This is a genomic window from Paenibacillus qinlingensis (assembly GCF_013204845.1).
In the GTDB taxonomy this organism is placed as follows: domain Bacteria; phylum Bacillota; class Bacilli; order Paenibacillales; family NBRC-103111; genus Paenibacillus_E; species Paenibacillus_E qinlingensis.
The window spans coordinates 719,073-742,273 of record NZ_JABMKY010000001.1 but is presented as its reverse complement, the minus strand read 5'-3'; the positions used below and the strand labels follow the sequence as shown (position 1 = coordinate 742,273).

General features: G+C 45.3%; 17 protein-coding genes. 12 read left to right on the top strand and 5 right to left on the bottom strand.

From position 1 onward, the window contains the following. The first annotated feature begins 96 nt into the window (after positions 1-96). From HQN88_RS03485 to HQN88_RS03450, 8 genes are all read left to right on the top strand, one after another. Positions 97-1,608 (top strand): response regulator, encoded by a 1,512-nt coding sequence (locus HQN88_RS03485; RefSeq protein ID WP_173108814.1) that lies wholly within the window; start codon positions 97-99, stop codon positions 1,606-1,608. Between the two features lie 120 nt (positions 1,609-1,728). Next, complete coding sequence (locus tag HQN88_RS03480) at positions 1,729-7,620, top strand: S-layer homology domain-containing protein (RefSeq protein ID WP_173108813.1); 5,892 nt, start codon at positions 1,729-1,731, stop codon at positions 7,618-7,620. A gap of 160 nt (positions 7,621-7,780) precedes the next feature. Continuing rightward, positions 7,781-9,109: an ABC transporter substrate-binding protein gene (locus tag HQN88_RS03475; protein WP_173108812.1), complete on the top strand. Its 1,329-nt coding sequence runs from the start codon at positions 7,781-7,783 to the stop codon at positions 9,107-9,109. A gap of 81 nt (positions 9,110-9,190) precedes the next feature. Then, positions 9,191-10,060, top strand: a complete 870-nt coding sequence (locus HQN88_RS03470; RefSeq protein ID WP_246320012.1) for a carbohydrate ABC transporter permease — start codon at positions 9,191-9,193, stop codon at positions 10,058-10,060. Positions 10,061-10,064: 4 nt separating this feature from the next. Further along, positions 10,065-10,892 carry a carbohydrate ABC transporter permease gene (locus tag HQN88_RS03465; protein WP_173108810.1) on the top strand — a complete coding sequence of 276 codons (828 nt, stop codon included), beginning with the start codon at positions 10,065-10,067 and terminating at the stop codon, positions 10,890-10,892. 131 nt (positions 10,893-11,023) lie between these two features. Then, positions 11,024-12,805, top strand: a complete 1,782-nt coding sequence (locus HQN88_RS03460) for a sensor histidine kinase (RefSeq protein WP_173108809.1) — start codon at positions 11,024-11,026, stop codon at positions 12,803-12,805. Then, positions 12,806-13,603 carry a response regulator transcription factor gene (locus HQN88_RS03455; protein ID WP_173108808.1) on the top strand — a complete coding sequence of 266 codons (798 nt, stop codon included), beginning with the start codon at positions 12,806-12,808 and terminating at the stop codon, positions 13,601-13,603. A gap of 62 nt (positions 13,604-13,665) precedes the next feature. Then, the gene (locus HQN88_RS03450) at positions 13,666-14,574 is read left to right on the top strand and encodes a phytanoyl-CoA dioxygenase family protein (protein ID WP_173108807.1); all 909 of its coding nucleotides are present in this window, start codon (positions 13,666-13,668) and stop codon (positions 14,572-14,574) included. A 439-nt stretch (positions 14,575-15,013) separates the two neighbouring features. Here the strand turns inward: HQN88_RS03450 and HQN88_RS03445 are convergent, their stop codons facing one another. The 4 genes from HQN88_RS03445 to HQN88_RS03430 form a co-directional block, all read right to left on the bottom strand. After that, positions 15,014-15,184, bottom strand: coding sequence for a hypothetical protein (locus HQN88_RS03445; RefSeq protein ID WP_173108806.1), 171 nt, complete (start codon positions 15,182-15,184; stop codon positions 15,014-15,016). A 28-nt stretch (positions 15,185-15,212) separates the two neighbouring features. Continuing rightward, positions 15,213-16,067 carry a helix-turn-helix transcriptional regulator gene (locus HQN88_RS03440; RefSeq protein WP_246320011.1) on the bottom strand — a complete coding sequence of 285 codons (855 nt, stop codon included), beginning with the start codon at positions 16,065-16,067 and terminating at the stop codon, positions 15,213-15,215. A 650-nt stretch (positions 16,068-16,717) separates the two neighbouring features. Next, entirely contained in the window at positions 16,718-17,470 is a 753-nt protein-coding gene (locus tag HQN88_RS03435) for a hypothetical protein (protein WP_173108805.1), read from the bottom strand. A gap of 37 nt (positions 17,471-17,507) precedes the next feature. Beyond that, a complete protein-coding gene (locus HQN88_RS03430; protein ID WP_173108804.1) occupies positions 17,508-17,765 on the bottom strand; it encodes a hypothetical protein in 258 nt (85 codons plus the stop codon). A 173-nt stretch (positions 17,766-17,938) separates the two neighbouring features. Here HQN88_RS03430 and HQN88_RS03425 point away from each other — a divergent pair, with 173 nt between their 5' ends. The 3 genes from HQN88_RS03425 to trhA all read left to right on the top strand — a co-directional run bounded on the left by HQN88_RS03425 (position 17,939) and on the right by trhA (position 20,539). Further along, a complete protein-coding gene (locus HQN88_RS03425; protein ID WP_173108803.1) occupies positions 17,939-19,033 on the top strand; it encodes a glycosyltransferase family 2 protein in 1,095 nt (364 codons plus the stop codon). Continuing rightward, complete coding sequence (locus HQN88_RS03420; RefSeq protein WP_173108802.1) at positions 19,030-19,656, top strand: glycerol-3-phosphate acyltransferase; 627 nt, start codon at positions 19,030-19,032, stop codon at positions 19,654-19,656. The genes HQN88_RS03425 and HQN88_RS03420 overlap by 4 nt, the downstream gene beginning before the upstream one ends. 238 nt (positions 19,657-19,894) lie before the next feature. After that, positions 19,895-20,539, top strand: coding sequence for a PAQR family membrane homeostasis protein TrhA (trhA, locus tag HQN88_RS03415; protein WP_173108801.1), 645 nt, complete (start codon positions 19,895-19,897; stop codon positions 20,537-20,539). Between the two features lies 1 nt (position 20,540). Here trhA and HQN88_RS03410 read toward each other — a convergent pair whose 3' ends face one another. Further along, entirely contained in the window at positions 20,541-21,434 is an 894-nt protein-coding gene (locus HQN88_RS03410; protein WP_173108800.1) for a helix-turn-helix transcriptional regulator, read from the bottom strand. Positions 21,435-21,719: 285 nt separating this feature from the next. Here HQN88_RS03410 and HQN88_RS03405 point away from each other — a divergent pair, with 285 nt between their 5' ends. Next, positions 21,720-23,153, top strand: a complete 1,434-nt coding sequence (locus tag HQN88_RS03405) for a HEAT repeat domain-containing protein (protein WP_173108799.1) — start codon at positions 21,720-21,722, stop codon at positions 23,151-23,153. Positions 23,154-23,201: the final 48 nt, after the last annotated feature.

Here is a 23,201-nt window from a genome sequence, read left to right as displayed (position 1 = left end):
CGTCATGCGGAAAATCCGTATGATGGCTTTTGCCTATATGATAGAATGAAGGGGACCAGAGTTGTATGCTGGAATGCCCTCAAGGGTGGGATGAACATGATCCGCATCATGGTTGTTGAAGATGAGAAGGCAATTCGATTAGGCATCGTAAGTATGATAGAGCAAATGGAACTGCATGTGAGTGTAGTGGGTTCGTTCGGGAATGGCTTGGAAGCGGTTCAGTTTCTGAGCAAACAAGCCGTAGATGTTATCATTACAGATATTTCAATGCCAAGAATGGATGGATTTGAGCTTGCAGAGCATGTTAGATTGACTCATCCAGAAACCAACATCATTATCTTGAGTGGCTATAATCAATTTGATTACGTACGCAATGCGCTTCGGTCCGGGGTCAGTGATTATTTAGTGAAACCCGTGAATAAGAAGGAGCTTCACCAAGTTCTTCAGAAGCTGATGGATCATCGACTTCATGAACGAATGCGTAAGGGACAAACGACAGATTTGTTATTAAAAAGCTTTCTTGCAGGTGAGATGAAGGCAGATCAACTAGAGGTGCTCTGGGAATCCTTCTCGACCTATAGTGAGTGTGCCGTACCTAGTGTATTTGTTGTGTGCAAAGCTAGGCAAACGTTGATCTCAACCATGTCACAGAGCATGCCTATAGTCACATCCATGCCTGAAATGATCGCATGCAAACTTACACTTAATCTGCAGCTGTTCATTGTATTTGGTGTAAAAGATGTCGAGAATCTGGCTCAGACTATAAGGGTAGATATAGCTGAGTTGCGAGGCATATCGTCCGTAATATCACGCTTCGAAGACTGGCCGAGGGGCTACGCTGAAGCGATCTCTGCCTATTGCTTGCAGTGGTATAACGAAGGTAATCTCAGTTTAATTCCCTATGTGGAACCTAGTTATCATCGTTCTGAAATAACGATGATGGTATCTTTAATTGATTCGTTATTGCAGAATTCATCGAAGTGGATGGATCGTGACGAACTCTATAAATTAAAAGACCAGCTTTATCATAGATCGAAGCGTATCCACATTCACTGGGCTGATTTATGTCGCGTACTTGGCTATGTATTATACCAGCTGCGAATGCGTATTGCGGATGCGACCAATCGGTCGCTTCTTCCTCAACCTGACACGAATGAACTTGAATTACAGCTTTGCGAGCATGCGGTTTTGCAGGATGTATTCGATGATATTTTTGACAGGATGGATCGGATGTTAGGGGATATGGAATTGGAGCCCGGGGCCTATGAACGCAAAGTGGTGAGCACAGTCAAAAAGATCATCGAGCAAACCTACAATCGTGAGATTGAATTGTCCGAATTGGCGAATCATGTGTATTTGACAGCCAACTATGTCAGCTTTCTTTTCCGCAAAGAAACAGGAATGACGATCACCGAATATATTATGGACCTTCGAGTTTCGAAAGCCAAGGAGCTGCTCCTTAACCAGTTGGAATTGAAAACCTATGAGGTAGGGCAAGCCGTTGGCTATCCCGATGCAGCATATTTTAATCGCCTTTTCAAAAAGGTTGTTGGCACCACACCTCGCATGTACAGGGAACAAACACAGATCTCACAAATGCCCAATTAACGGAAATGAATAGAAGGACAATAGAGTCCAATAAAATGCCAAGCCAGTACATTTCAACCATCGATCATCCCTCCTATAATTAAAAATGATACAAAATGTAGGATACGAGGGGGCGAACGTATGCGTTTGAAAAGCATGTGTGCAAAGCTTGTAGTAACCATGTTAGTGGTATCTATGCTGATGAGCGGTTTTGTAGGCACGCCAAAAATGAAAGCGGAACCAAATCCAGGGCTCTCGCAATTTATTACGCGATCAGGGGATAAATTGATGGAAGGGGCCAGTGAATTTCGTTTTATTGGGGCGAATGTGCCTACGCTAACAATGGTCGAAGATGGTTATTGGCAGGTTCCCACAGAATGGGAGCAGCGAGATGCATTTAAAGCTTTGCAGCAAATGGGAGCGAAAGCAACGAGAACCTATGTCCTTTCTGTCAAAAAGGATACCGATTACCCTGGCATGATTCGCCATGTCGTTGGACCTAATCAGTTCAACGAGGAAGCGTTTGTTGCCCTAGACCGTGCGCTTGCACTTGCCAACGAGTACGGCATTCGTCTTATCATCCCATTCGTCGATCAATACGAGTGGTGGGGTGGAATTGGTGAGTATGCCAAGTTTCGCGGGAAGAGCAAGGATGCTTTCTGGACAGATGCGGACATTAAGAAGGATTTTAAAGATACAATCTCGTATGTTTTGAATCGTAGGAATACAATAACAAACGTGCTTTACAAGGATGATCCAGCCATTCTCGCTTGGGAGACAGGGAATGAATTAACACCCCCGACTTCTGCATGGACAACGGAAATAGGAGCTTTCATCAAAAATATCGATGCCAAACATTTGCTCATTGACGGAAAATACGGCATTGATGCTAGTTCCCTAGAGGAAAACTCGCCTATCGACATTGTAAGCAACCATTATTATCCTAACCATTACGCTAGCTTTGCTTCTCAAGTGAATATCGATAAGAATTTGGCCAAAGGGAAAAAGCCCTTCTATGTTGGGGAATTCGGCTTCATTCCAAAAAGTGAATTAACACCATTCTTAGACAATGTTATTGAAAATGGTACCAGCGGTGCTTTGATCTGGAGTCTACGCTATCACAGTGAAGACGGAGGCTTCTTCCGACATACGGAAGGCACGTATGGTGGCACATTCTATGAAGCGTATAAATGGCCAGGCTTCCCAGCAGGTGAGCAAGGCTTCGAAGAAACATCCGTATTGGGGCTATTACGGGATAAAGCTTATAAGATTCGCGGTATTATGTCAAAGCCAGTTTTACCACTTCCAGAAGCACCGATGATGCTTCCGATTGATACAGTCTCCCGTATTGGATGGAAGGGATCAACAGGAGCAACTGCCTACACGGTAGAGCGATCTGTGTATGCCAATGGGCCATGGGACATCGTTGGAGCGCAGGTGTATGATGCTTCCAAAACTGATTTGTTCGATGATATGACCTCTGTGACAGGTGCTACCTACTTCTATCGAACGAAGGCACGAAATACTGTTGGTGAATCCACATATTCATCAGTCGTAGGTCCGGTCATCGCGAAACATGCGATTCAGGATGAGCTCATTGATTACAGCAAAATGTATCAATTCTCAACGGATTTGAAATTTACCACAGATGATCTGAATCCAGCTTTATTCGGAGGAGATCATTATCGACTCAAGTTGCAACCGAATGCGGTTGATCAATTCGTAGCTTATGCACTTCCATCAACACCAACGAATTCCAGTGCACTGCGGGCATTATCATTGAAGACTACCGCATTCCGCAAATCAGATCATCCGAATCACGAATTTAAGTTCTGGATGTCTACGGATGGAACCAATTACACAGAGCTTCAGGTTACTAAAACAGAAGCTGGCGGTGGAGAGTGGCGTCAAATTGTATATAGCGCATATACGCTGCCATCGGATGCAAAGTATTTTAAAGTAACCTTCCCAGAAGGGGATGGAGATTCTCAACTTGGTCATATTGAAATCGTATACAACCATACGAGTGGCGAAGAACTTATCTATAAAGATGCGATTTCTAGCGTTGCCATTACCAATGGTGTACTGACAGACGAAATGAATAATATGTTGAAAATGGCTGACCATTCGCCTAATCTAGGGTTCGAATCTGGGGGCACTTATTTTGGCGATGATTTGAAGCGTTTAGTACGTACAGCTAACAATGCGGAATCATTCGTGTATCAAACAGCGGGTGATATGAATTATTTCGTCATGACGAGTTTTGCCAGACAAGAACCAAGTAAATACAGGCTTCCCAATTTCACTTTTTTAACATCGCCGGATGGTGAACATTACTCGACTGTTACTCAAGTTCGTGTAGATGAGGTGCCAGGTGAGGGGTGGTGGAGCCGAATGGTGTACACCGCCTATACCTTGCCAGCGGGAACCAAATATTTGAAGGTTGTGTTCCCAGTTATCCCAGCAAATTTCGCTTCGGAGTACTGGAGTCCACAAGTGGGACGCATCCAAATTGGTGTGGGTTCAGAAAAGTTAGAGCCGCCTACCAATGTGAAAACGGATGTCATTGAAAACTTTGAGAGCTATACAGGCTCAGATAGTATGCTCAAAGGTGCATACTCCGTGAATACATCCGGATCACCACTCGAATTAAGTTTGGATAACGGTCATAAATCCGAAGGGAATTACAGCTTGAAATTGACCTCATCGCTGAGCAAAGGCTGGGGCGGTATGGAAAAGCAAATTACCAATACAGATTGGTCTGGCAACAGTGGTATTTCGTTCTGGGTACAGCCTGCAGAAGCCTACACGGGCATTTCTATTCAGTTCAATGAAGGAAGTGCTACGAAAGGCGAGGTGTGGAAAAAAGATATTGGCGTATCTGGCAGTGAACCACAGTTAATTAAGTTGCCATTTAACCAATTTTATGTACCTGACTGGTGGAAAAACTCGCATCTAGGTGTAGGGAACAATGTCGTAGATCTTTCGTCTATTACGACATTTAGTATTAACATTGATGGATCAGCGAATGTGACACGCACCGTCTATTTGGATGATTTTCGATTGTATAAATCACCTGTTGTAGACAATTACGAAGACTATGGTTCAGATAATGCGAAGTTGCAAGCCCAATATAACCGTAATTCGGGTGGGGATGCCATTACCGCAACTTTGGATGCGGAGACGAAGCAATCGGGGGCATTTGGACTCAAGCTTGCCTTTGATCTGACTGCTGCCAAAGGATACGCGGGTGTTACCAAATCCATCGGAGGAGCGGATTGGTCGGCAAACAATGGCATCCAGCTATGGATGAAAGCAGGGGAAGCTGGACGGGGCGTTACGTATCAATTAAAGGATGCTACCGGCGAGTATTGGGAAGCCAAGGTATATGTCAATCATACGAATGGCACCTTGATGAAGATTCCTTTTGGTTCTTTCCATCTGGCAGGATGGCAATCCGTGGCGGTAGATGGGAAACTCGATTTAACGTCTGTATCAGAATTTTCCATCTATGTGGATAGAGGCTCTATTGGCAATGGTGCAGGAGCGCTGTATTTGGACGATATTCAATCGGCTTCGCTTCGTGAGATCGATAACTTCGACTTCTATTCAACTGATGCGGGTGTCCGTGCTGATTATGTAAGGGATGATGGCGGCGCTGAAATTACAGCTTCCCTAGAAAATAACGTTAAACAAGATGGTGGTCATGCGCTTAAACTCAGCTACACATTGACAGCTGCCAAAGGTTATGCCGGTGTCAAACGGACACTTGGGAAGCTGAATATAGCGGGTGGAGGCAACGCTCTTTCGTTCTGGTTAAAATCAGATACAGTGGGGCATGGACTTACGTTCCAATTGACAGAAAGTGACGGAGATATTTGGGAAGCGCAGACGATGATGACTTCAACGGAAGCAAATGTCGTTCAAATTCCGTTTGGTGGTTTCGCCCGTAATCGCACATGGTCGAAAGGGGACGGTAAGCTCAATCGCGCTGAAATTGCATCCTATGCTATTTTTGTAAACCAAGGTGCAGGGCAACTGGGAGCGAATGCCATCTATATCGATTCAATCGCGATTGATCAAGTGCCGACGATTGATGATTTTGACTATTATGGCGGTGGCGAACTCGTTGCTGGCGACACCTATTCGACGAACAAAGACGGTGGAACCGTTACTTTCACACCTGTGGCGGATCAAAAAGAGGCAGGACGTTTTGGAGGGAAATATGTCTATGAGCTGCCAACGGCTGCTAAGAATTTTGCCGGCGTGAACAAAAAGCTCGATGCGTTAGACTGGAGAGCGTATGAAGGCATACGATTCTGGTTGAAAAAGGACGCGTCCCATCGCAAATTGACGATACAATTCCTTGAGGAAGACGGTTCGGCATGGGAGTCTTATATCGAGCTTGGCGATGACAAATCAAGTGTAATTAAGCTGCCATTTAGCAAGTTTACTAAAGCACCATGGAGCTCTAGCGGAGACGGAGTCATCGATTTGAATGCGATTAAAGAGTTCTCAATTTATGTGAATCAAGGAGCGGGAGGTACAATCGGGCAAGGAACGTTGTATTTCGATACGATTAAGGTCTATAAAACAGGGGAGGAAGTCGATCCCGTAGACCCTGTGGATCCTGTGGATCCTGTAGATCCAGTAGATCCTGTGGATCCCGTGGACCCAGTTGATCCCGTGGATCCTGTTGGCCCGGTAGATCCAGGAGATACTAGCTCATCCTCACCAGGGGGTACAATACCTGGACCAACCATTTTGGATAAAGCCAATCAAATCTTGTTGACGAATGAGGCCTTCAAACACGTAACGGTTACCGACAGCAAAGGAAAAAACGTGCGTCAAGCCATTATGCAAGAAGCAGAGATGAAGAAGGCGTTAGAGCTTCTGTTGACGAAAGAGCAAGGGACGGCACTTGTTATGGCATACAGCACGAAGGAAACGGATGAAGTCGTGATTCCAATTTCATTACTGTCCAAAGCACTTGCAGCTAATCCTGTTGCACTCGGCAAGACAGTAGTTACACTGCAAAACGAAGCGGGTTCTTACGAGATCCCACTCCAAATGTTATCTAACCCTGCCATTCTGAATGCGATAGGTACTGATTCTGGGGATGCAGCGCTGCATATCGCCATTATGCCTGTATCCACCGAGCAAGCTGACCAAGTTCGCAAAGCAGCTGAAAAGCAAGGCGTCACACTAATCGGTACGCCGGTGTCTTTCCACCTCATAGTATCAAGTGGAGGCAAACAAACCGAGATTGAACATTTCGGGTCGTTATTCATCACTCGGAGCGTCTTCACGAACAGCGTTAGCGACCTGTCATCTGCTACTGTTGTCGTTATTGACGAACAAACAGGCGCTATGACGTTCGTTCCTGCATCCTTCCAGCCCCAAGCCGATGGGGTAGAAGCGATAATTAGCAGAAATGGGAATAGCGTGTATGCCGTTGTTTCCCATCAAGTGAATTTCACAGATGTCCCAGGTACACATTGGGCTCAGACTGCCATTGGAACCTTAGCTTCCAAGCTGCTGTTGAATGGCATGACAGACACCACGTTCGCACCAGATCGTGTAGTTACACGAGCAGAGTTTACCACGATGCTGGTTAAAGCAATGGGTATCGTCCCGTCGAAGGGATCGCAAGCCAAATTCAGGGATGTAGCCGAACATGATTGGTTTGCCTCCGTGATCCATGCTGCCAATGAGTTAGGTCTGGTAGATGGCTTCGAAGACCACAGCTTCCAGCCGAATGCCACCATTACGCGTGAGCAGATGGCAGTCATGCTCAGCCGAGCGCTGGCATTAACGAAGCTGTCTCAGGCGGTGAAGCCTGCTGCAACACTTACATTCACAGACGCTGCTTCCATGTCTTCTTGGGCAGAGGCATCCATTCGTCTAGCAACAGCCGCAGGTTTGTTAAGCGGCAATCCGGACGGATCCTACCGGCCTCAAGCTGTTGCGACGCGTGCTGAGGCAGCCATGGTCTTCTATAATCTGCTGCATAAGCTCGATATTGTAAAATGAGTGAAATGGGGGCTTCGGCCCCCATTAATTTGGCTCTTTCCCACTGAAAAGTGGAAATACAGTACAAGGAAAAACAAATGCGTGCCATTTTACTCAACGCATGGACGTTTTATAATAAAAATGTAAGCGCTACACAAACTAGTTCATTGGGGGAAATAGGATGAAGAAGACATTAGTAGCCACAACATCAATTTGTTTACTGACCACTTTACTCGCAGCATGCGGATCAGAAACAACAACAACGACAGCAAGCCCAACACCTGCAGCCAAAGCTACGACGGCAGCGGCTACTCCAGCTCCAGCGACGGAGGCTCCCAAAGCAGCGAACCCGAATGATGATATTAAAGGAAAGATTGTATTTGCAACGAACCGTACAGATCTAATTGATACCAAGCTGAAAGATTATCGCGAAGCGTTCAAAAAGAAATACCCGAATGCGGACGTGGAGTTCGAAGCGCTGAAGGATTATGAAGCGGCTATCAAATTACGCTTGGCCACGGCGGAAGTGCCGGACGTTGTATTGATTCCGAACATTCCGAATACACAGCTTCCTGATTATTTTGCCCCGCTGGATGATCTCGGTCTGAATGATAAAATCCGCTTTAAAGACTACAAAACAGCGAACGGTGGCACCTATGGTCTCGTAACAGGCGGTTCCACAACAGGGATTGTGTATAACAAAAAAGCCTTCGCTGATGCCGGCATCACAGCGCTTCCGAAGACACTCGATGAATTCTATGCCGCATCCGACAAGCTGAAAGCGAAGGGGATTGTGCCTCTGGCAACAAACTACAAGGACAAATGGCCGCTCTACACATGGCAGCACGTAGCAGTAGCGATGTCCGGCAATCCGAACTTCTGGAATGATCGCATTAAGCAGGAGAACGCTTTTGACCCGAATGGTGCCTTCGCCAAGTCACTAGGTATTCTCAAAACAATGATTGGCAAGGGTTATGTGGAGAAAGATATCAACTCTTCCAACTGGGAACAATCCAAGAAGGATGTAGCCTCTGGTAAAATGGCGATGTACCTCTTGCCGAACTGGGTTATTCCACAAGTGATAGAAAATGGTACGGAAAGTGCTAATGTAGGCTTCTTCCCAATGCCATTCGATAACTCAGGGAAATTGACTACGCTAATGACACCTGACTATTTCTATGCCGTTAGCAAAAACAGTAAAAACCTCAAAACAGCGAAAGCTTTCGTGAAATGGTTAATTGAGGATTCCGGTTATGATGATTTCGCTGGCTTCATTCCATCCTTGAAGGATAAGAAGTCCTCGGTTACACAATTGTCTGACTTCTTAGCTACGAAAGATTTGAACTTCGTTGAAATCGCTGCGGATAACAGTGATGCTATGGCGATCCAAAACAAAGCACAAATCGACTTGAACGATATCGCCCAAGAAGTAGCGGTAACGGATGTAGCCAAAGTATTTGATAAGTACAACAAAAAATGGGTAGAAGCGAAGAAAGCGCTCGGTAAGTAAGCGTTAAGCGTAAGAGGGCTGAATGATAGTTCGCAAACATTCAGTCCTCTTTTTCAAATTAAAGAGCAATGAGGTATGGAGATGAGCTACCAACAACAAAAAATTACCTTAATAGTATCGTTCCTTATCGTGCCACTCACGCTGCTTTTGACTTTTACCTACTATCCAGCTTTGAGACTTATTTATCTAAGCTTTACATCGTGGGATGGATTAACACCGGTTAAAACGTGGGTTGGATTTTCAAATTACAAAGAGATTATGGGAAATATGGAAGTTCTCTATGTTTTCCTCCATAACGTTGCTTACTTCGTAGGTGGCATCTTGCAAAATATTGTAGCCTTTTTCTTCGCGGTCATGTTGAACAGTAAGCTCAAAGGACGTAACATATTTCGGACGGTATTATTCCTGCCCTACATTATGAATGGAGTTGCTGTAGCGTTCATGTTTGGCTATGTGTTCGATACCAACACAGGTTCCTTGAATTATTTTTTAAGTTTGCTAGGCATGGATCCTATCTCCTGGTTAGGTAAGCCAGGACTTGTCAACGTATCACTAGCTTCAATTGGCGTGTGGAAATTTATGGGTTTCAATATGGTTGTGTACTTAGGGGCATTGCAATCACTCCCTGAGGATATTTATGAAGCAGCTAAAATAGACGGCGCACGAAGACTCCAAGTGCTTCGCTACATCACAATACCTGGTATGAGGAAAATTATCGAGCTTAATCTGTTTCTGACTGTAATTGGGGCTTTGGAGGTATTCGACCTTCCTTTCGTCTTAACCAAAGGTGGCCCTTTGGCGGCAAGTAAAACATATGTTCAGCAAACAGTGGAGACCGCGTTTCAATATAATAACTTTGGACTCGCTTCTGCGATGAGTGTGCTACTGATGATCGTCGTGATTGTCGTAGTATCTGCACAACGCAGAATTGTTGGAGGAAAGGAGGAGTGACACCATGAAACCAAGACCGATCTCATCGACAGTGAAATATGTGCTTTTGTCCTTCGCGAGCCTGATTATCTTTTTCCCCTTGTATATCTTGTGTGTAAATGCATTTAAGGGGAGCAAGGAATATGGCATGTCCAGCGCGTTTTCACTGCCGAACTCCTTTCTGAATTTTGAGAATTTCCAGATCGTGTTTGAACGAGGGAATCTCGGGCAAGCGTTTCTGAATACGACAATTGTGATTGGTTTATCCTTGATCGGGAATATCGTCATGGGAACAATGGTGGCGTACGTGCTTGGGCGCTTTAAATTCCCTGGTCGCTTCCTCATTCTTGGTCTCTATACCGGGGCAGCGATTATTCCAGCGATCACGACACAGGTGGCCATTTTCTCCATTATCAAATGGTTAGGATTATTCAACACGCATTTTGCCCCAGTGCTCTTGTACATTGGTGCAGACGTTGTTCAAATTTACATTCTGCTTCAATTTATTCGCAATATTCCTTATGAGTTAGATGAGAACGCGATGATTGAAGGGCTGTCACTGTATGGCATCTTCTACAGGATAATCATCCCCCTATTGACACCAGCTATTTCAACGGTCATTATCTTAAAAACAATTTCGATTTATAACGATATGTACACGCCATATTTGTATATGCCTTCACAGAAATTAGGTGTTGTTTCGACCACCCTGATGAAATTTACAGGTACGAATAGCGCAGAGTGGCAATTGATCTGTGCGGCCATCCTTATCATCTTACTTCCGACGGTCTTATTGTATTTGTTCCTGCAGAGGTACATTTTCTCCGGAATTACGAACGGATCAGTGAAATGAAAAGCTAGCAGGACACCGCTGCTGGCGAGTCGAAATAGTAACCCAAGGCTCTTATTTGAGAGCCATGGGTTTTCTTGGATTTAATAAAGAAAGGGCTTACATTCCTGTGAAAGAGCTGGGGGGAACCTATTGTGCTAAGCGATATATGGCATTGGATTGTAAGATTATCACTGACTCAGAAGCTGATTACGGTGTTTGTTATTTTGATCACAGTGCCAATTGTTACAATCTCAATGATCTCTTATGCGAGTTATTCCAAATCTATTGAAAAGAATACGGCTCTCTACGTAAACCAGATTTCACAGAAAATTTTGGAGCGGGTAGACCAGTACGTCTCGGATATTAAGCGTGTGACGGGCAGCCAGATTTATATGCAGGATATTCAGGAGTCGCTAGCTAATCCGAATAAAACGGTAGAAGAAAATAACCGCCTCCAGAACTTCGTCAAAGGCTTGAACAGTTTAAAAAATGATACGGAGTCCGTGTACATATTCGATAATTATGGCAACATGTACGACAGTACCAAAAATGATACAATTCGGGCCGACATTCGGCAGCAGGCCGTTGATTTACGACAACAAGTGCGGAATGCGCAAGGCTCTTCCATTATAATCTCCACACAGAAAATAACCGTTGGTCAGACGAATAAATATTATTTTTCGATTGCCCGAGAATTGAAGAATACGAACTCCTTGGAAGGCATTGGCATGATCATCTTTGACTCCAGAATTCAAGTCATTGGTGATGCCGTCCGCGAGCTGGATGAGGTCACTAAAGGCCGGACCATGGTACTTGATGATCAGAATACCGTGATCTATGATAGCGAGCAGAAATGGATTTCAACCAATGTGGCTAGCAATGAGCTCGTACAAAAAGCCGTAGGTGCACAAGGCAGCTTCAAGGTGACGATCGAAGGGAAGTCATATTTAACCTCATATACAACGTCAGAAGTAACGGGTTGGAAGCAGATTGTGTTCATACCTGTGGATCATCTGACAGAAGAGACGCGGGTCACGCGGGATTTCACTATGATTCTCGTCTTGCTTTCGATTACAGTGGCCTTAGTGACTTCAGCAATTATTGCCATCGCGTTGACGCGGCCATTGCGAACTTTAATGAGGACCATGAAACAGGTTAACAAGGAGAATCTAGACGTTCAAATTCCGGTGAAGTATTCGGACGAGTTTGGCATACTGGCGAAGCATTTTAATAATATGATTAGAAGAATCAATGAGCTGGTGGAAGAAGTCTATCAGACGCAAAATCGCAAACGGGAGGCTGAACTAAGGTCACTGCAGCATCAAATTAACCCGCATTTCATCTATAACACGCTGGAAGTGATCCGTATGACGGCCGAAGTGAAACGAGATTACGAGATTTCGGAAATGACCTACAATTTGGGAGAGTTGCTGAGGTATGGCATATTGCGCGGGACGGATCAAGTGACGATTCATAAGGAACTGGATCATTTGGAGAAGTATTTGGCGCTGCAAAACTTTCGATTCTCTAAAGATATTCAGCTGGAGTTAAACATTAGCGAGGCTCATCTGAGCTACCCGGTTATTAAACTGTTATTTCAACCCATCGTGGAAAATGCGATTCTCCATGGTTTTGAAATGAAAGAAGAGAATTGTTTAATTACGATTAGTTCTTACGTGGATAAGCAAGCGATCTATTTTACCGTTCGGGATAATGGGTGTGGCATGGAAGATACGCAGTTGAAAATTATTCGAAATGCGATGCAAGGCTTGCGGCAAGAAAATCGTAATAACATCGGGATAGCCAACGTGAATGAGCGAATTATTTTGCAATATGGTGCGTCATATGGTTTGCAAGTGAGCAGTGAAATCGAGGTTGGCACGGCCGTAACGATTGTCCTACCCGTTCTGGAAGCATGGAAGGAGAGCGCATAGATGACGATGAAAATGTTGATAGTGGATGATGAGCAGCGGATTCGGTTAGGTCTTCAAGCCATGGTTGAGGCGATGGATTTGCCTATTGAAATTGTAGGGTTATGCGCGAATGGGATTCAAGCGATGGATAAAATGAGTGGCTGGGACGCTGCGGATTGCAAGATACTTTTGACCGATATCAAAATGCCCATGATGGACGGTATGAAGCTAATCGAGCGAACAAGGGCGGATTATCCGGATGCTCATATTATTCTCTTAAGTGGATTTAATGAATTCGAGTACGCGCGTCAAGCCATTCGATTCGGTGTAGAAGAATATTTGTCGAAGCCAGTGAATAAGAAGGATTTATTTCAGGTTTTGAAGCGAGTTGGGGAGCAGTTTGCGGTGTTGGATTCAACTGAAAAGGAAATTTCCGAACACGTACCTGCCGAGGCTAAGGTGCACAAGAAGCAAATCATTGCGGATGTGATTCGCATGTTGGAGTCTGATCTTAATCAAGCCTTTGAGTTGAATGAGCTCTCCGCTAAAGTAGGTTTGAATCCTAGTTATTTATGCAAGTTGTTTAAAAGGGAAACGAACAAGACGATCACCGACTACGTGACTGATTTGCGAATCGTGAAAGCAAAGCATATCTTGGAGGATTATCCGGATGTGAAAATGTATGAAGTAGGCTCGCTTGTAGGTTACTCAGATCCGGTTTATTTCACGAAGTTGTTCAAAAAGTCCGTCGGTATGACGCCAAAAGAATATCAAAGTGGACAGAGTGCTTTTGGCAACCAAAATGCCTGTTTAGACTAAAGATTTTCGTAAACCGATGCAGTAAAGTAAAGGTATGAAAGTTATTTGAGGAGGTTGTTCGCATGAGCCAACAAAAGATTCACATACCCGAACCTGATGCTTTGCTGCAAGACGAAATTACGAGTGAACAAGCACAATTTTTCTTGGATAATGGTTTTCTGGTTATACGCAATGTGGTAGTTGGAGAGGAGCTTCGACTCCTCCAGGAGCAAACGATGAAGGCCGTAGACATTGGGATGGCTGGAAGCGATGACCAGGATTATATGTACCGTGTGAGGAAAAATGGTGAACGCAAATATTGGCGGACAGAGTTTATTATCGACAAGCAAGAAGCGAATAAGGTATTGCTTGCCCATCCGTTTATCCTGCGATCTGTTGCCAAGATTCAAGGGATTAATTTCATTCCTACCTGGGATTCCTTAGTGGTGAAAATCCCGAATCAAGCGGCCAGCGTGCCTTGGCATCGAGACTCTGCTGTGCCAGTAGGCTGCACAGATCCGCGTCCGATCTTCAATGTGGATTTCTATTTGGATGAGGCGGATCTCAAGTCATGCTTGTGGGTTATTCCTGGTTCGAACCATTGGGCAGCTGACGCTGCCGAGGAACGCTGCGCGTTGCCTGGTTTCGATGTCAGCGATGCTGTACCGGTGCCAATGAACCCTGGGGATGTCATATTCCACAATATTCAGCTGCTGCATGGTTCACCTGAGGGAGATGGCAACGCGCTTCGCCGTACGGTGTATTACGAATTCCGCCCAGGCGAAATCGAAGCGGAATTTGGACCGCATACGTTAGAGTATCTATCGTTGAAGCAGCATATGCTCGTCGATTGTATCCAAAAGCGCAAAGAAGCCGCCTATACGGCAGGAGAAACTCCGTATGACTATCAGCCAAAAGGCGCGTTCGCGATAGGGACGAAGCAAGCGCCGAAGACGTATCGCTATGCGCATTCTGATTATTGGCGTGCGTAAGTAAAGTAGAGACAGGTAAGACAGGTAAAGATGAGGCTGTTCCTCCAAGTAGATGAATCTATGGGGGAACGGCTTTTTTGTTGTCGATGCTCACGTACCAAAATGAAATAGATGGATTCTATGTAGTTAAATCTTCGGAAAATCCTTGGTTTTGCCGAATAGATGGAAAATCTACAGCTAAATAGTGCCAATTTGGCCGTATTGGGTAGAATGGGCAGAATTAGCTACATAAAATCCAGTTAATCCAATTTATTTGGTAAATTCTACTGAAATAGATGTATAATTTCCAGTTAATTTGTATTGGAGGGGAGCGTCGAATCTCGATACAAGCCTGTTGAGTGACCTCGTCTGATCACTCCTAGCATACCAGTCACCTAATTACAGTCCAACCTCAACTAGTCAATCAACCAACCAAATCACCAATCAATCAACAAACAAATCACCAATCAATCAACCAATCAATCAACTCATCAATCAACTCATCAATCAACCAATCAATCAACTCATCAATCAACTCATCAATCAACTCATCAATCAACTCATCAATCAACTCATCAATCAACTCATCAATCAACTCATCAATCAACTCATCTAACCCATTCCCAACCAATCGCTATACCAATTACACTCCCGACGATCTAAGAATAGATCAAATTCGAACAAAACTGGGTTAAACTTTGTCCCGTTTTTTTCTTGAACATGCGTCCGAATGTATGGACATCCGAATAACCGACGCGATCCGCAATTTCACTGAAGGAAAGGTTGCTGTGAATGGCTAACTCCTTCGCTTTGTTTATGCGGATCCAAGTCAAGTACTGCATAGGAGACATGCCGACATGTTGGCGGAATAAGGTCAAAATGTAGTTTTTGCTGAGACCAGATACGTCTTCCAGTTCTTTAATTTGAATTTCACGGCTGTAGTGCTCGGTTAGATAGTTTTTGATTAAGACGAGTTTGGGCATGGTGAGAGAGTCAGTCTTGGTGCGTGTTGTGCTGTTTTCCAAACCTAGCGCGGCTTCAGCAAGAATACGCATAAGTAAGCTTTGGCAGTGCATCTGATGCACAAGTCCTGGCTGGCGATAATGCGAAACAAGCTGAGATAACATCGTTTCTACCGGATGGTCCGCGAAATTTCCAAGTAGATGCTTATGTTTGAATAGTTCCTCGTAGGGGAAAGCAGACGTGCCAAAATGAAACACAAGTGAAATACACACATAAGGACTATGGTCTTCTTTAATAATCGAGTGTCGTTCATTCGGACGATGAAATAAGAGATCGCCGCGGCGCGTCTCATAGGGAATATCGTTAACTGGGTAGTGAGCAAAACCATCGACGACATATTGGAGAATGAACTGCGTCATCTCTCGATTGCGTATCGCCCATTCCTGTGGGGCATGGAACATATGAGCTAATGTTATGTAGGGAGGGAAATGATAATCGGCAAGCATACCGATCGTTTCTGCCGGCTGCATGGTTGTCAGGTTGGGAGCCATCTGATCAGCACCTTTCTCAATGCTTATTATAGCATGTAGGGTTGATCTTGCAGAGTGCCTTTGGCAACAGGAAGTGGAGTGGGAGGTGAAGCCGGAGATTTAATTAGGATTAAAACCTTTATTTGATTCCGCAGGCTGGTGAGTGAGGCAATAAGGCCTTTTTGCCACTGATTGAGATGTAGTTCAGGAACAAATCTAGCTACTGTTAGGTGTGTGGTTTGTGTTCATGTAGCTTTTTCGCATATGGTTTGTGTGAAGTGTGTATGTTGGCGGGGATGATGTGTGGAGTAGCTAAGTTTTGAAGGAATAGTCCTTTGTGGAAGAGGAAGGGAGGCGGCAATGAGCGCGGCGGAGACAATAGCGCCCTTATAAGGCGCTATTGTGAGTCTGCCGGCCGTCGTGTGAAGAAATAAGGCCCTTTTCGGGCCTTAAAGTGCTCAGAGCGCTCGAAAAGCGAGCGCGGCGAAGACAATAGCGCCCTTTTAAGGCGCTATTGTGAGTCTGCGGCCGGCGTGCGAGAGAATAAGGCCCTTTTTTGGGCCTTATTTCGCCCGAAAACCCGGGGCACTCGCATGCCGCCCGCGCCATGCAGCCCCGTCAAACAAAAAAACTTCAGCCCCCCTCTAAGGGGCTGAAGCTCTACCAGTTCCTTATTCCGCTACCTTCTGCATCTTACCCGGATTGTTGATTTTGTACGGCACGGGATGTTTGCTTAGTTTCTTCGCGACGATTTTGCACTCGAAGGTGACAGTGTCGCCGACCGCGAGCTCGAGCTTTTTGAGCGTTGCGCTGTGGCTCGACCAGGCAGTGCCGATGTCTAAAGCTGGATCGAGGATGGATACAGCATCATAGATGATGACTTCATCATCAGTGTCTGAGAAGTTGTTCGGCACGGTTGTAAACTCCGTAACAGTCGCCTTCATTTTCACTTTTTCTTCAGGAAGCTCCAGTTTAGGGGCTTTCTCTTTTTTCGTTTTTTCCTTAGGGGGCGCTTTCTCAGCAGGTGCTGCTTGTCCATCTTCAGAAACAACGTCCGTTTTCGCGGCTTTTGTTGCTTTGGCTGGCTTTTCTTCCGGCTCAGCAGTCTCCAATTCATCCGCAACTACGGAATCCTCAGCTAGAGCTGCACCTCGCTGGCTATAGTTCGCAGCTTGCATTTCCTTCAAATAGGAGGGATGAATGCAGTGCAGCTGCTTCGTATCTAACTCAATAACTGCCGTCATAGGATCCACGAGACCGACGATATTGCATGCTACATTAAGGCTATTCCCTTTATAGAAAAAGGCTTTTGCTTTGACCGCTTTTTCAGAAACTAAACCCCATTCTTTACATTGCTCGATCAGCTCGGACTCTTCATCAAAACGAGTAAACGCAGCTGGTTCAATAGCGAAAGCATAATCCATATGTAATCGTCCTTTCTATGCGATATAGAGGGAAACCTTATTTGACTTCTTCCTCATTGTCTTCTTCGTTAACCAGATCCACGTCCTCATATTGTACATCATCTTCTTCGAATTCTTCCTCTTCTTCTAATCGGAAATCGTCGGTCTTTTCCCCGTCTTCCCATATTTCTACAAAGAGGGCATCGCAATTTTCAAAATCGGCCGGCTTGAACGCAAGCGCTTTTTCCTCGTCGGGACCGACATAAACATTCTCAAGTGTTTCCCCATCAAAAGAGAGGATGACATAAATTTTCATAAATAAGGATGCCTCCAATAAGGTGATAAGCAATATTATAACATACCGAGTGAATTGTTCGCATGAGAAGCGATTGAACTTTCATATACATCTATATAGCCTGTATTTCCGGATCGGAAAAATGTCTCGCACCGGCCCCATTAGCAGTGGGATGTGAAGGAGGAGTTCCCCAAATGGCGTTACTAGTCATATGTGTCCTAGGGTGTTTGTCTGGTTTCATGATCTTCAGAAGACAAGAGATCCCCCGCAGCACCGATCAAGCTCTGAATGGAGTTAAGTTGTCTATCATTATTCCGGCAAGGAATGAAGCGGACAATCTCCCTCACCTTCTTCATGCCCTGAAAATCCAAACCTTGGAACCCTATGAAGTCATCGTAGTAGATGATTTTTCGGAGGATCACACGAAGGAAATCGCTGAAAATTACGGCGTTACCGTGATTTCTAATCCTAAGCTGCCTGACGGGTGGACGGGCAAAAACTGGGCCGTATGGAACGGCTATTCCCACGCCACGGGTGATCTCATTGCTTTTCTGGATGCAGATATTCGGTTCGCACCTCGGGCATTAGAATGTTTGGTAAAAGCACGGAATAAATTAGGTGGAGTGCTGTCGGTCGTTCCTTACCATTACACGGAGAATATAAGAGAGAGACTAGCGCTCATCTTCAATGTGCTCGGTGTATTTGCGTTTACATCTCCTTTTGAGAAAAATAATAAACAGAAAGGCCTCTATGGGTCTTGTATTTTAACGACTAGGGAAGATTACGAATCGGTCAAAGGCCACGAAGGCATCAAATCGGAAATGCTGGACGACCTAAATCTTGGTGCTACGTATGTAAGAGCAGGGATTCCGGTGAACAATTTTATCGGCTATGGGCTGGTTTCGTTCCGGATGTATCCTCAGGGCCTAAAAAGCCAGATCCAAGGCTTCGGCAAAGGTGCTGTCCTAGGCACGTCTAAACTCAAAGCAGGTACCCTTACGCTTACCGCGATTTGGGCGATTGGGCTGATCCTCTCAGCAGCTTTCCCTTTTTTCCTAACGACAACATGGGGCATACCGCTTCTAATCGGCTACCTCTTGTACATGGCACAGCTTTTTTATTTTGTAAAATACGTTGGGATTTTTGGCATCGTCATTCCTGTGTTACACATGGTGTCCACGTTATTTTTCATTATGGTCATGCTGTACTCGATGTATCAGGTCGTATTTCTAGGGCATGTAGCCTGGAAAGGGCGGCACGTCAAAGTAGGAAGCAGGCGAGAGCAATGATCATCGTGTGGACGATTTGTGCTTTTGTATCGGGTGCGCTTATGTTTAGTTACTGGTTGGGTCGGTTAGCTCGGAAAAATCTAAAAACCATAGGGGACGGGAACCCTGGCGCCCTCAATTTGTGGAAAGCAGCGGGATTTCGGCTAGGCATTGCCGGGGTATTGCTTGATTTTATTAAAGGCTATCTCGTCATTTTATTGGCAGTGGAAGTTGGCGGGATGTCTGGATATGGACTGATTCCCATTGCATTAGCATCCATATTTGGGCATGCGTTTTCGCCTTTTTTGCGTGGAAAAGGGGGCAAGGCGATCGCTGTCACATTTGGCGTTTGGAGTGGCCTGACACAGTTTGAAGTATCACTAGCGTTGGCGGTTATTTTGGCAGTCATGCTAGGCGGGATGAAGGTCATTCATAAATGGAAGCCGATATCGTCGGAGGTAGATGGTCAGCAGGTTGTGATCGGGATGTTGCTTTTGGGTATATATCTGTATGTGAGGGACGCTGCGGCGATGTTGTTGTGGATATGGGTGGGGAATACGCTTCTCATTATGTTCAAGCATCATAAAGAATTGGCTGCCTTGCTGCATAAAAAGAAGAAGGAAAAGGAAGGTTCTCCACTTTAAATTGTATGATATTCAAATGCGGTGCTTCAGGGGGAGAATCAAGTTTGCTTTTGTGAAGAGAGCCATCATATTAAGCGTGCAGCACATGCCGCTAGCTCCTGTTTGTTGGAGTTAGCGGCGTTTTATTTTTTATAGTAGGACAGAAGAGGCAAATGGCACCTCCGCTCCACTTTTCATACATACGCGCCACCTCCATGGGAAAAACTAGGACAAACACACGAAAGGAGTGTCTTGGCACATGGAGGAGCAACTTGCACGCAAAGAAGAACGCTTAAACACAGTTAGCCATGGGATTGGTGTGTGTTTAAGTATTTATGGGCTGATTTTGTTATTGCAGCGGTCTGCACTTTTTGAAGATTGGCTCTACACGGCGAGCAACGTTGTGTTCGGAGTTTCCTTTTGCTTGCTCTACGTGTCCTCGACGCTGCTGCACGGTGCTCGCTCACCCAAGTGGGGGAAACGCTTCGAAAAGCTGGATCACGCGGCGATATTCATTGCCATGGCGGGTTCCTATACGCCCTTCTTGCTCATCACCTGGCATAGCCGGATTGCGATTGAGCTGCTCATCGTCATTTGGGCGCTAGCCTTTGGCGGTGTAAGGTATGTGCATGTTATCATTCAGCGTTTTATGCCTTGGGGGCTGTTCATGTATTTAGGCATGGCCGCCTTCATGATGCTCTTCATTATTCCGCTTTATGTACGACTGCCGCATATGGCGTTTGCTTGGTTAGGGCTCGGATTGATGAGCTACCTCGGAGGTGTCCCTTTTTTCCTCTGGCACAAATTACGCTATCATCATACAATCTGGCACCTGTTTGTTCTCGCGGGAAGCATCTGCCACTTTATTGCCGTATATAGTTACGTGATGCCCGCGCTACTATAAGCTAAGTTTTTTCTAATTTTCGCCGAACTTCAGACGGAGGAAATCCTCGATATTTCTTAAAAAGCTTCGTAAAATAGTTCGCATTCCCACAACCGATTCGCTCAGCAATTTCCGTTACAGTCCATTCCGTTTCACGAAGTAGTCGATCGGATTCATTAATTCGCAGCCAATTCATATAGTCGATGTAGGTGCGTCCGGTTAGTTTCTTGAAGGTTTTGCAAAAATGGAACGGATTCAGATTCACAATTCGTGCTGCTTGCTCCACGGATAATGGTTCAGATAACTGTGCTTCCATCTGTTGGATTAGTGGCTTAAAGGCTTCAGTGTGACGCGCTGGGAATGGCTTGGTTATGAATTTGTCCGGTAGAAATTGCCGTGAGAGCAACGTGAATAACAGTTGAAAATTATGTTTGATTACTAGTTCATAGGCGGAATCTCTCTGTTCAAATTCAACCGTCGATTCACGAATGAGTCGGCGGTAAGGTGCGGCATGCTCATCATTTGCTTTTAACATTGGAGGTGGGAGAATGCGTCCGTCTAGGAACGGAAGGATATATCTTTCATAGATCGGATCGGGATTAATCACACGTAACAAAGACGCATTAAACACAATCGCTACGTATTCGATCGGTTCACGCTCCAAACTGTAACCCACGTGCAGTGCACCAGCAGGGACGAAAAGAAGATCGCCAGGTTCTACCTCGTAGGGGCGACTGTCGATGTGAAATACGGCTTTGCCAACTTGCATATCAATAATTTCAAAATGCTCATGCCAATGCAAATTGAGAATTGTATCATCTTTTGCACGGGGGGACGGGCGGTTTCTATAGAAGTGGATAGGAAAGTTGCTGTCCCATAGCGGTGTTCGTTCTTTTAGATCCTGCGGGTAGGTCATCGTGTAACATCTCTTTTCAATGAAATGTATGAATAATTATAGTTATCGCAAGATTGGATAGGAAGCTCAGGAAAAGACTAGCTATGATTCGATTTCATCTTAACTTTATATCAAAATCGGAGAGATATGCAACGAGGATAGGTACTCTGTTTTAAAACGAGAGGGATAATAATACCTTAATTTTGTGCTAGCACGGATTAAGATTGTTTATTTAATGTCCGAATCATCATTCATATAATAAAAGCATGGTTCACACATTCCTTACTTGCCAAGGAGGCAGAGACAATGCAGAGCAATTCACCTTTATTATTGACTGATGAGCAAATGAGATCGTTTATTACGAATGGCTGCCTGATTCTCAAAACTGATTTTTCACGTGAATTCCATGAAAGTTTAGTAGAGCAATTGAACACGGTTTACACCGAAGAAGGCAATCCTGGTAACAATCTTTTACCTCGAATTCGCGAGCTGCGCAAAGTTTTCGATCATCCCGTTGTAACAGGTGCATTGACGAGTGTGTTGGGACCTAATTATATGATGCATGCGCACCGCCATGGGCATTTCAATGCTTCAAGCGTCGCTGGTGGTTGGCATAAAGATAGCTATTGGGGTTATAAAAGGATGCGCAATCATCACCCGCAATGGGCTATGATTATGTATTTCCCACAGGATACACCTGTGGAATTAGGACCGACAGGCGTACTTCCAGGTACGCAAAACTATGAATCTCGTACTTTTGAAGGAAATGAACCTGAGGGTGAGGTTTTGGCAAGTGGGGAAGCGGGGACTTTTGCACTGATCCATTATGATATATGGCATCGCTCCACTCCGAATGTGCTGGGAACGCCTCGTTATATGTTGAAGTTTGAATTTATGCGGACGGAGCTGCCAGTAACGCCAAGCTGGAACAACCAAGAGAGTGGGTGGCGTAAACCGGAGGGGATACAACTGCCGATAGCGCAGCACGATTTGATGTGGGAAGAGACGTGGAATTGGCTGTCGGGACAAGTTGGCAGCATCGCTAACACAGTTACTTCTAATCCGCAGCGGATTGCGGAATTAAGCGCTGGTTTAAGCAGTTTTGAGCCTGATGCCATTAATGTGGCTTACGAGCTTGCGGCAAGTGGTCAAAGTGGTGTAGACGCATTGCTTCAAGCCCTTCATAGCGAGGATAAAAATGTATCCCGACTTGCTGCATATGGCTTATCCGTTGCGGGAGAGAGCGCAGTAAATGGCTTGATTGCCGCGTTGGCCTCAGACAAGAAGGAGGCAACTGAAGAGAATTCGGAGGAAATCATCGCGCATGCTGTGTTCGCGCTTGGTGAATTGAGAGGACTCGCGAGTGAGGCGGTACCTGCACTTGTAGATTTGATGCAGCATCCATCGGAGACAATCCGCTGTGCTGTTGTTGATGCCCTTGGACTTATGGAAGCTGGCCACGATCAAGTGGTGGCATGTTTAGGTGATGCGCTGCAGGACGAAAGTGCGCAGGTGCGGTTTATGTCCAGCTTGGCGCTGTCCCGTTTAGGGGCAAGTGCAGAAGCCGCGATTCCACAATTGGAAATCGCTCTGGATGATGAGAACCGCTACGTGCGTGCACATGCGGCGGAATCCTTGCGCTACGTTGGTACAGAGCGTGCGAAAGACACGCTGATTAAGTTCCTGCTTAACGCGCGCTGGTGCCCGACGACGACAGCGAAGAACGCGTTTTATCCGTAAATGCAAGGATAAGAACGAACGAGAAAACGATCAATCCCTATGATAAAT

What these genes read in the sequence shown, in the direction of transcription:
- HQN88_RS03480 (WP_173108813.1), top strand. Translation starts at nt 1,729, where the DNA reads ATGCGTTTGAAAAGCATGTGTGCAAAGCTTGTAGTAACCATGTTAGTG.
- HQN88_RS03455 (WP_173108808.1), top strand. Translation starts at nt 12,806, where the DNA reads ATGACGATGAAAATGTTGATAGTGGATGATGAGCAGCGGATTCGGTTA.
- trhA (WP_173108801.1), top strand. Translation starts at nt 19,895, where the DNA reads ATGGAGGAGCAACTTGCACGCAAAGAAGAACGCTTAAACACAGTTAGC.
- HQN88_RS03420 (WP_173108802.1), top strand. Translation starts at nt 19,030, where the DNA reads ATGATCATCGTGTGGACGATTTGTGCTTTTGTATCGGGTGCGCTTATG.
- HQN88_RS03425 (WP_173108803.1), top strand. Translation starts at nt 17,939, where the DNA reads ATGGCGTTACTAGTCATATGTGTCCTAGGGTGTTTGTCTGGTTTCATG.
- HQN88_RS03430 (WP_173108804.1), bottom strand. Translation starts at nt 17,765, where the DNA reads ATGAAAATTTATGTCATCCTCTCTTTTGATGGGGAAACACTTGAGAAT.
- HQN88_RS03450 (WP_173108807.1), top strand. Translation starts at nt 13,666, where the DNA reads ATGAGCCAACAAAAGATTCACATACCCGAACCTGATGCTTTGCTGCAA.
- HQN88_RS03475 (WP_173108812.1), top strand. Translation starts at nt 7,781, where the DNA reads ATGAAGAAGACATTAGTAGCCACAACATCAATTTGTTTACTGACCACT.
- HQN88_RS03440 (WP_246320011.1), bottom strand. Translation starts at nt 16,067, where the DNA reads ATGGCTCCCAACCTGACAACCATGCAGCCGGCAGAAACGATCGGTATG.
- HQN88_RS03465 (WP_173108810.1), top strand. Translation starts at nt 10,065, where the DNA reads ATGAAACCAAGACCGATCTCATCGACAGTGAAATATGTGCTTTTGTCC.
- HQN88_RS03435 (WP_173108805.1), bottom strand. Translation starts at nt 17,470, where the DNA reads ATGGATTATGCTTTCGCTATTGAACCAGCTGCGTTTACTCGTTTTGAT.
- HQN88_RS03405 (WP_173108799.1), top strand. Translation starts at nt 21,720, where the DNA reads ATGCAGAGCAATTCACCTTTATTATTGACTGATGAGCAAATGAGATCG.
- HQN88_RS03470 (WP_246320012.1), top strand. Translation starts at nt 9,191, where the DNA reads ATGAGCTACCAACAACAAAAAATTACCTTAATAGTATCGTTCCTTATC.
- HQN88_RS03410 (WP_173108800.1), bottom strand. Translation starts at nt 21,434, where the DNA reads ATGACCTACCCGCAGGATCTAAAAGAACGAACACCGCTATGGGACAGC.
- HQN88_RS03485 (WP_173108814.1), top strand. Translation starts at nt 97, where the DNA reads ATGATCCGCATCATGGTTGTTGAAGATGAGAAGGCAATTCGATTAGGC.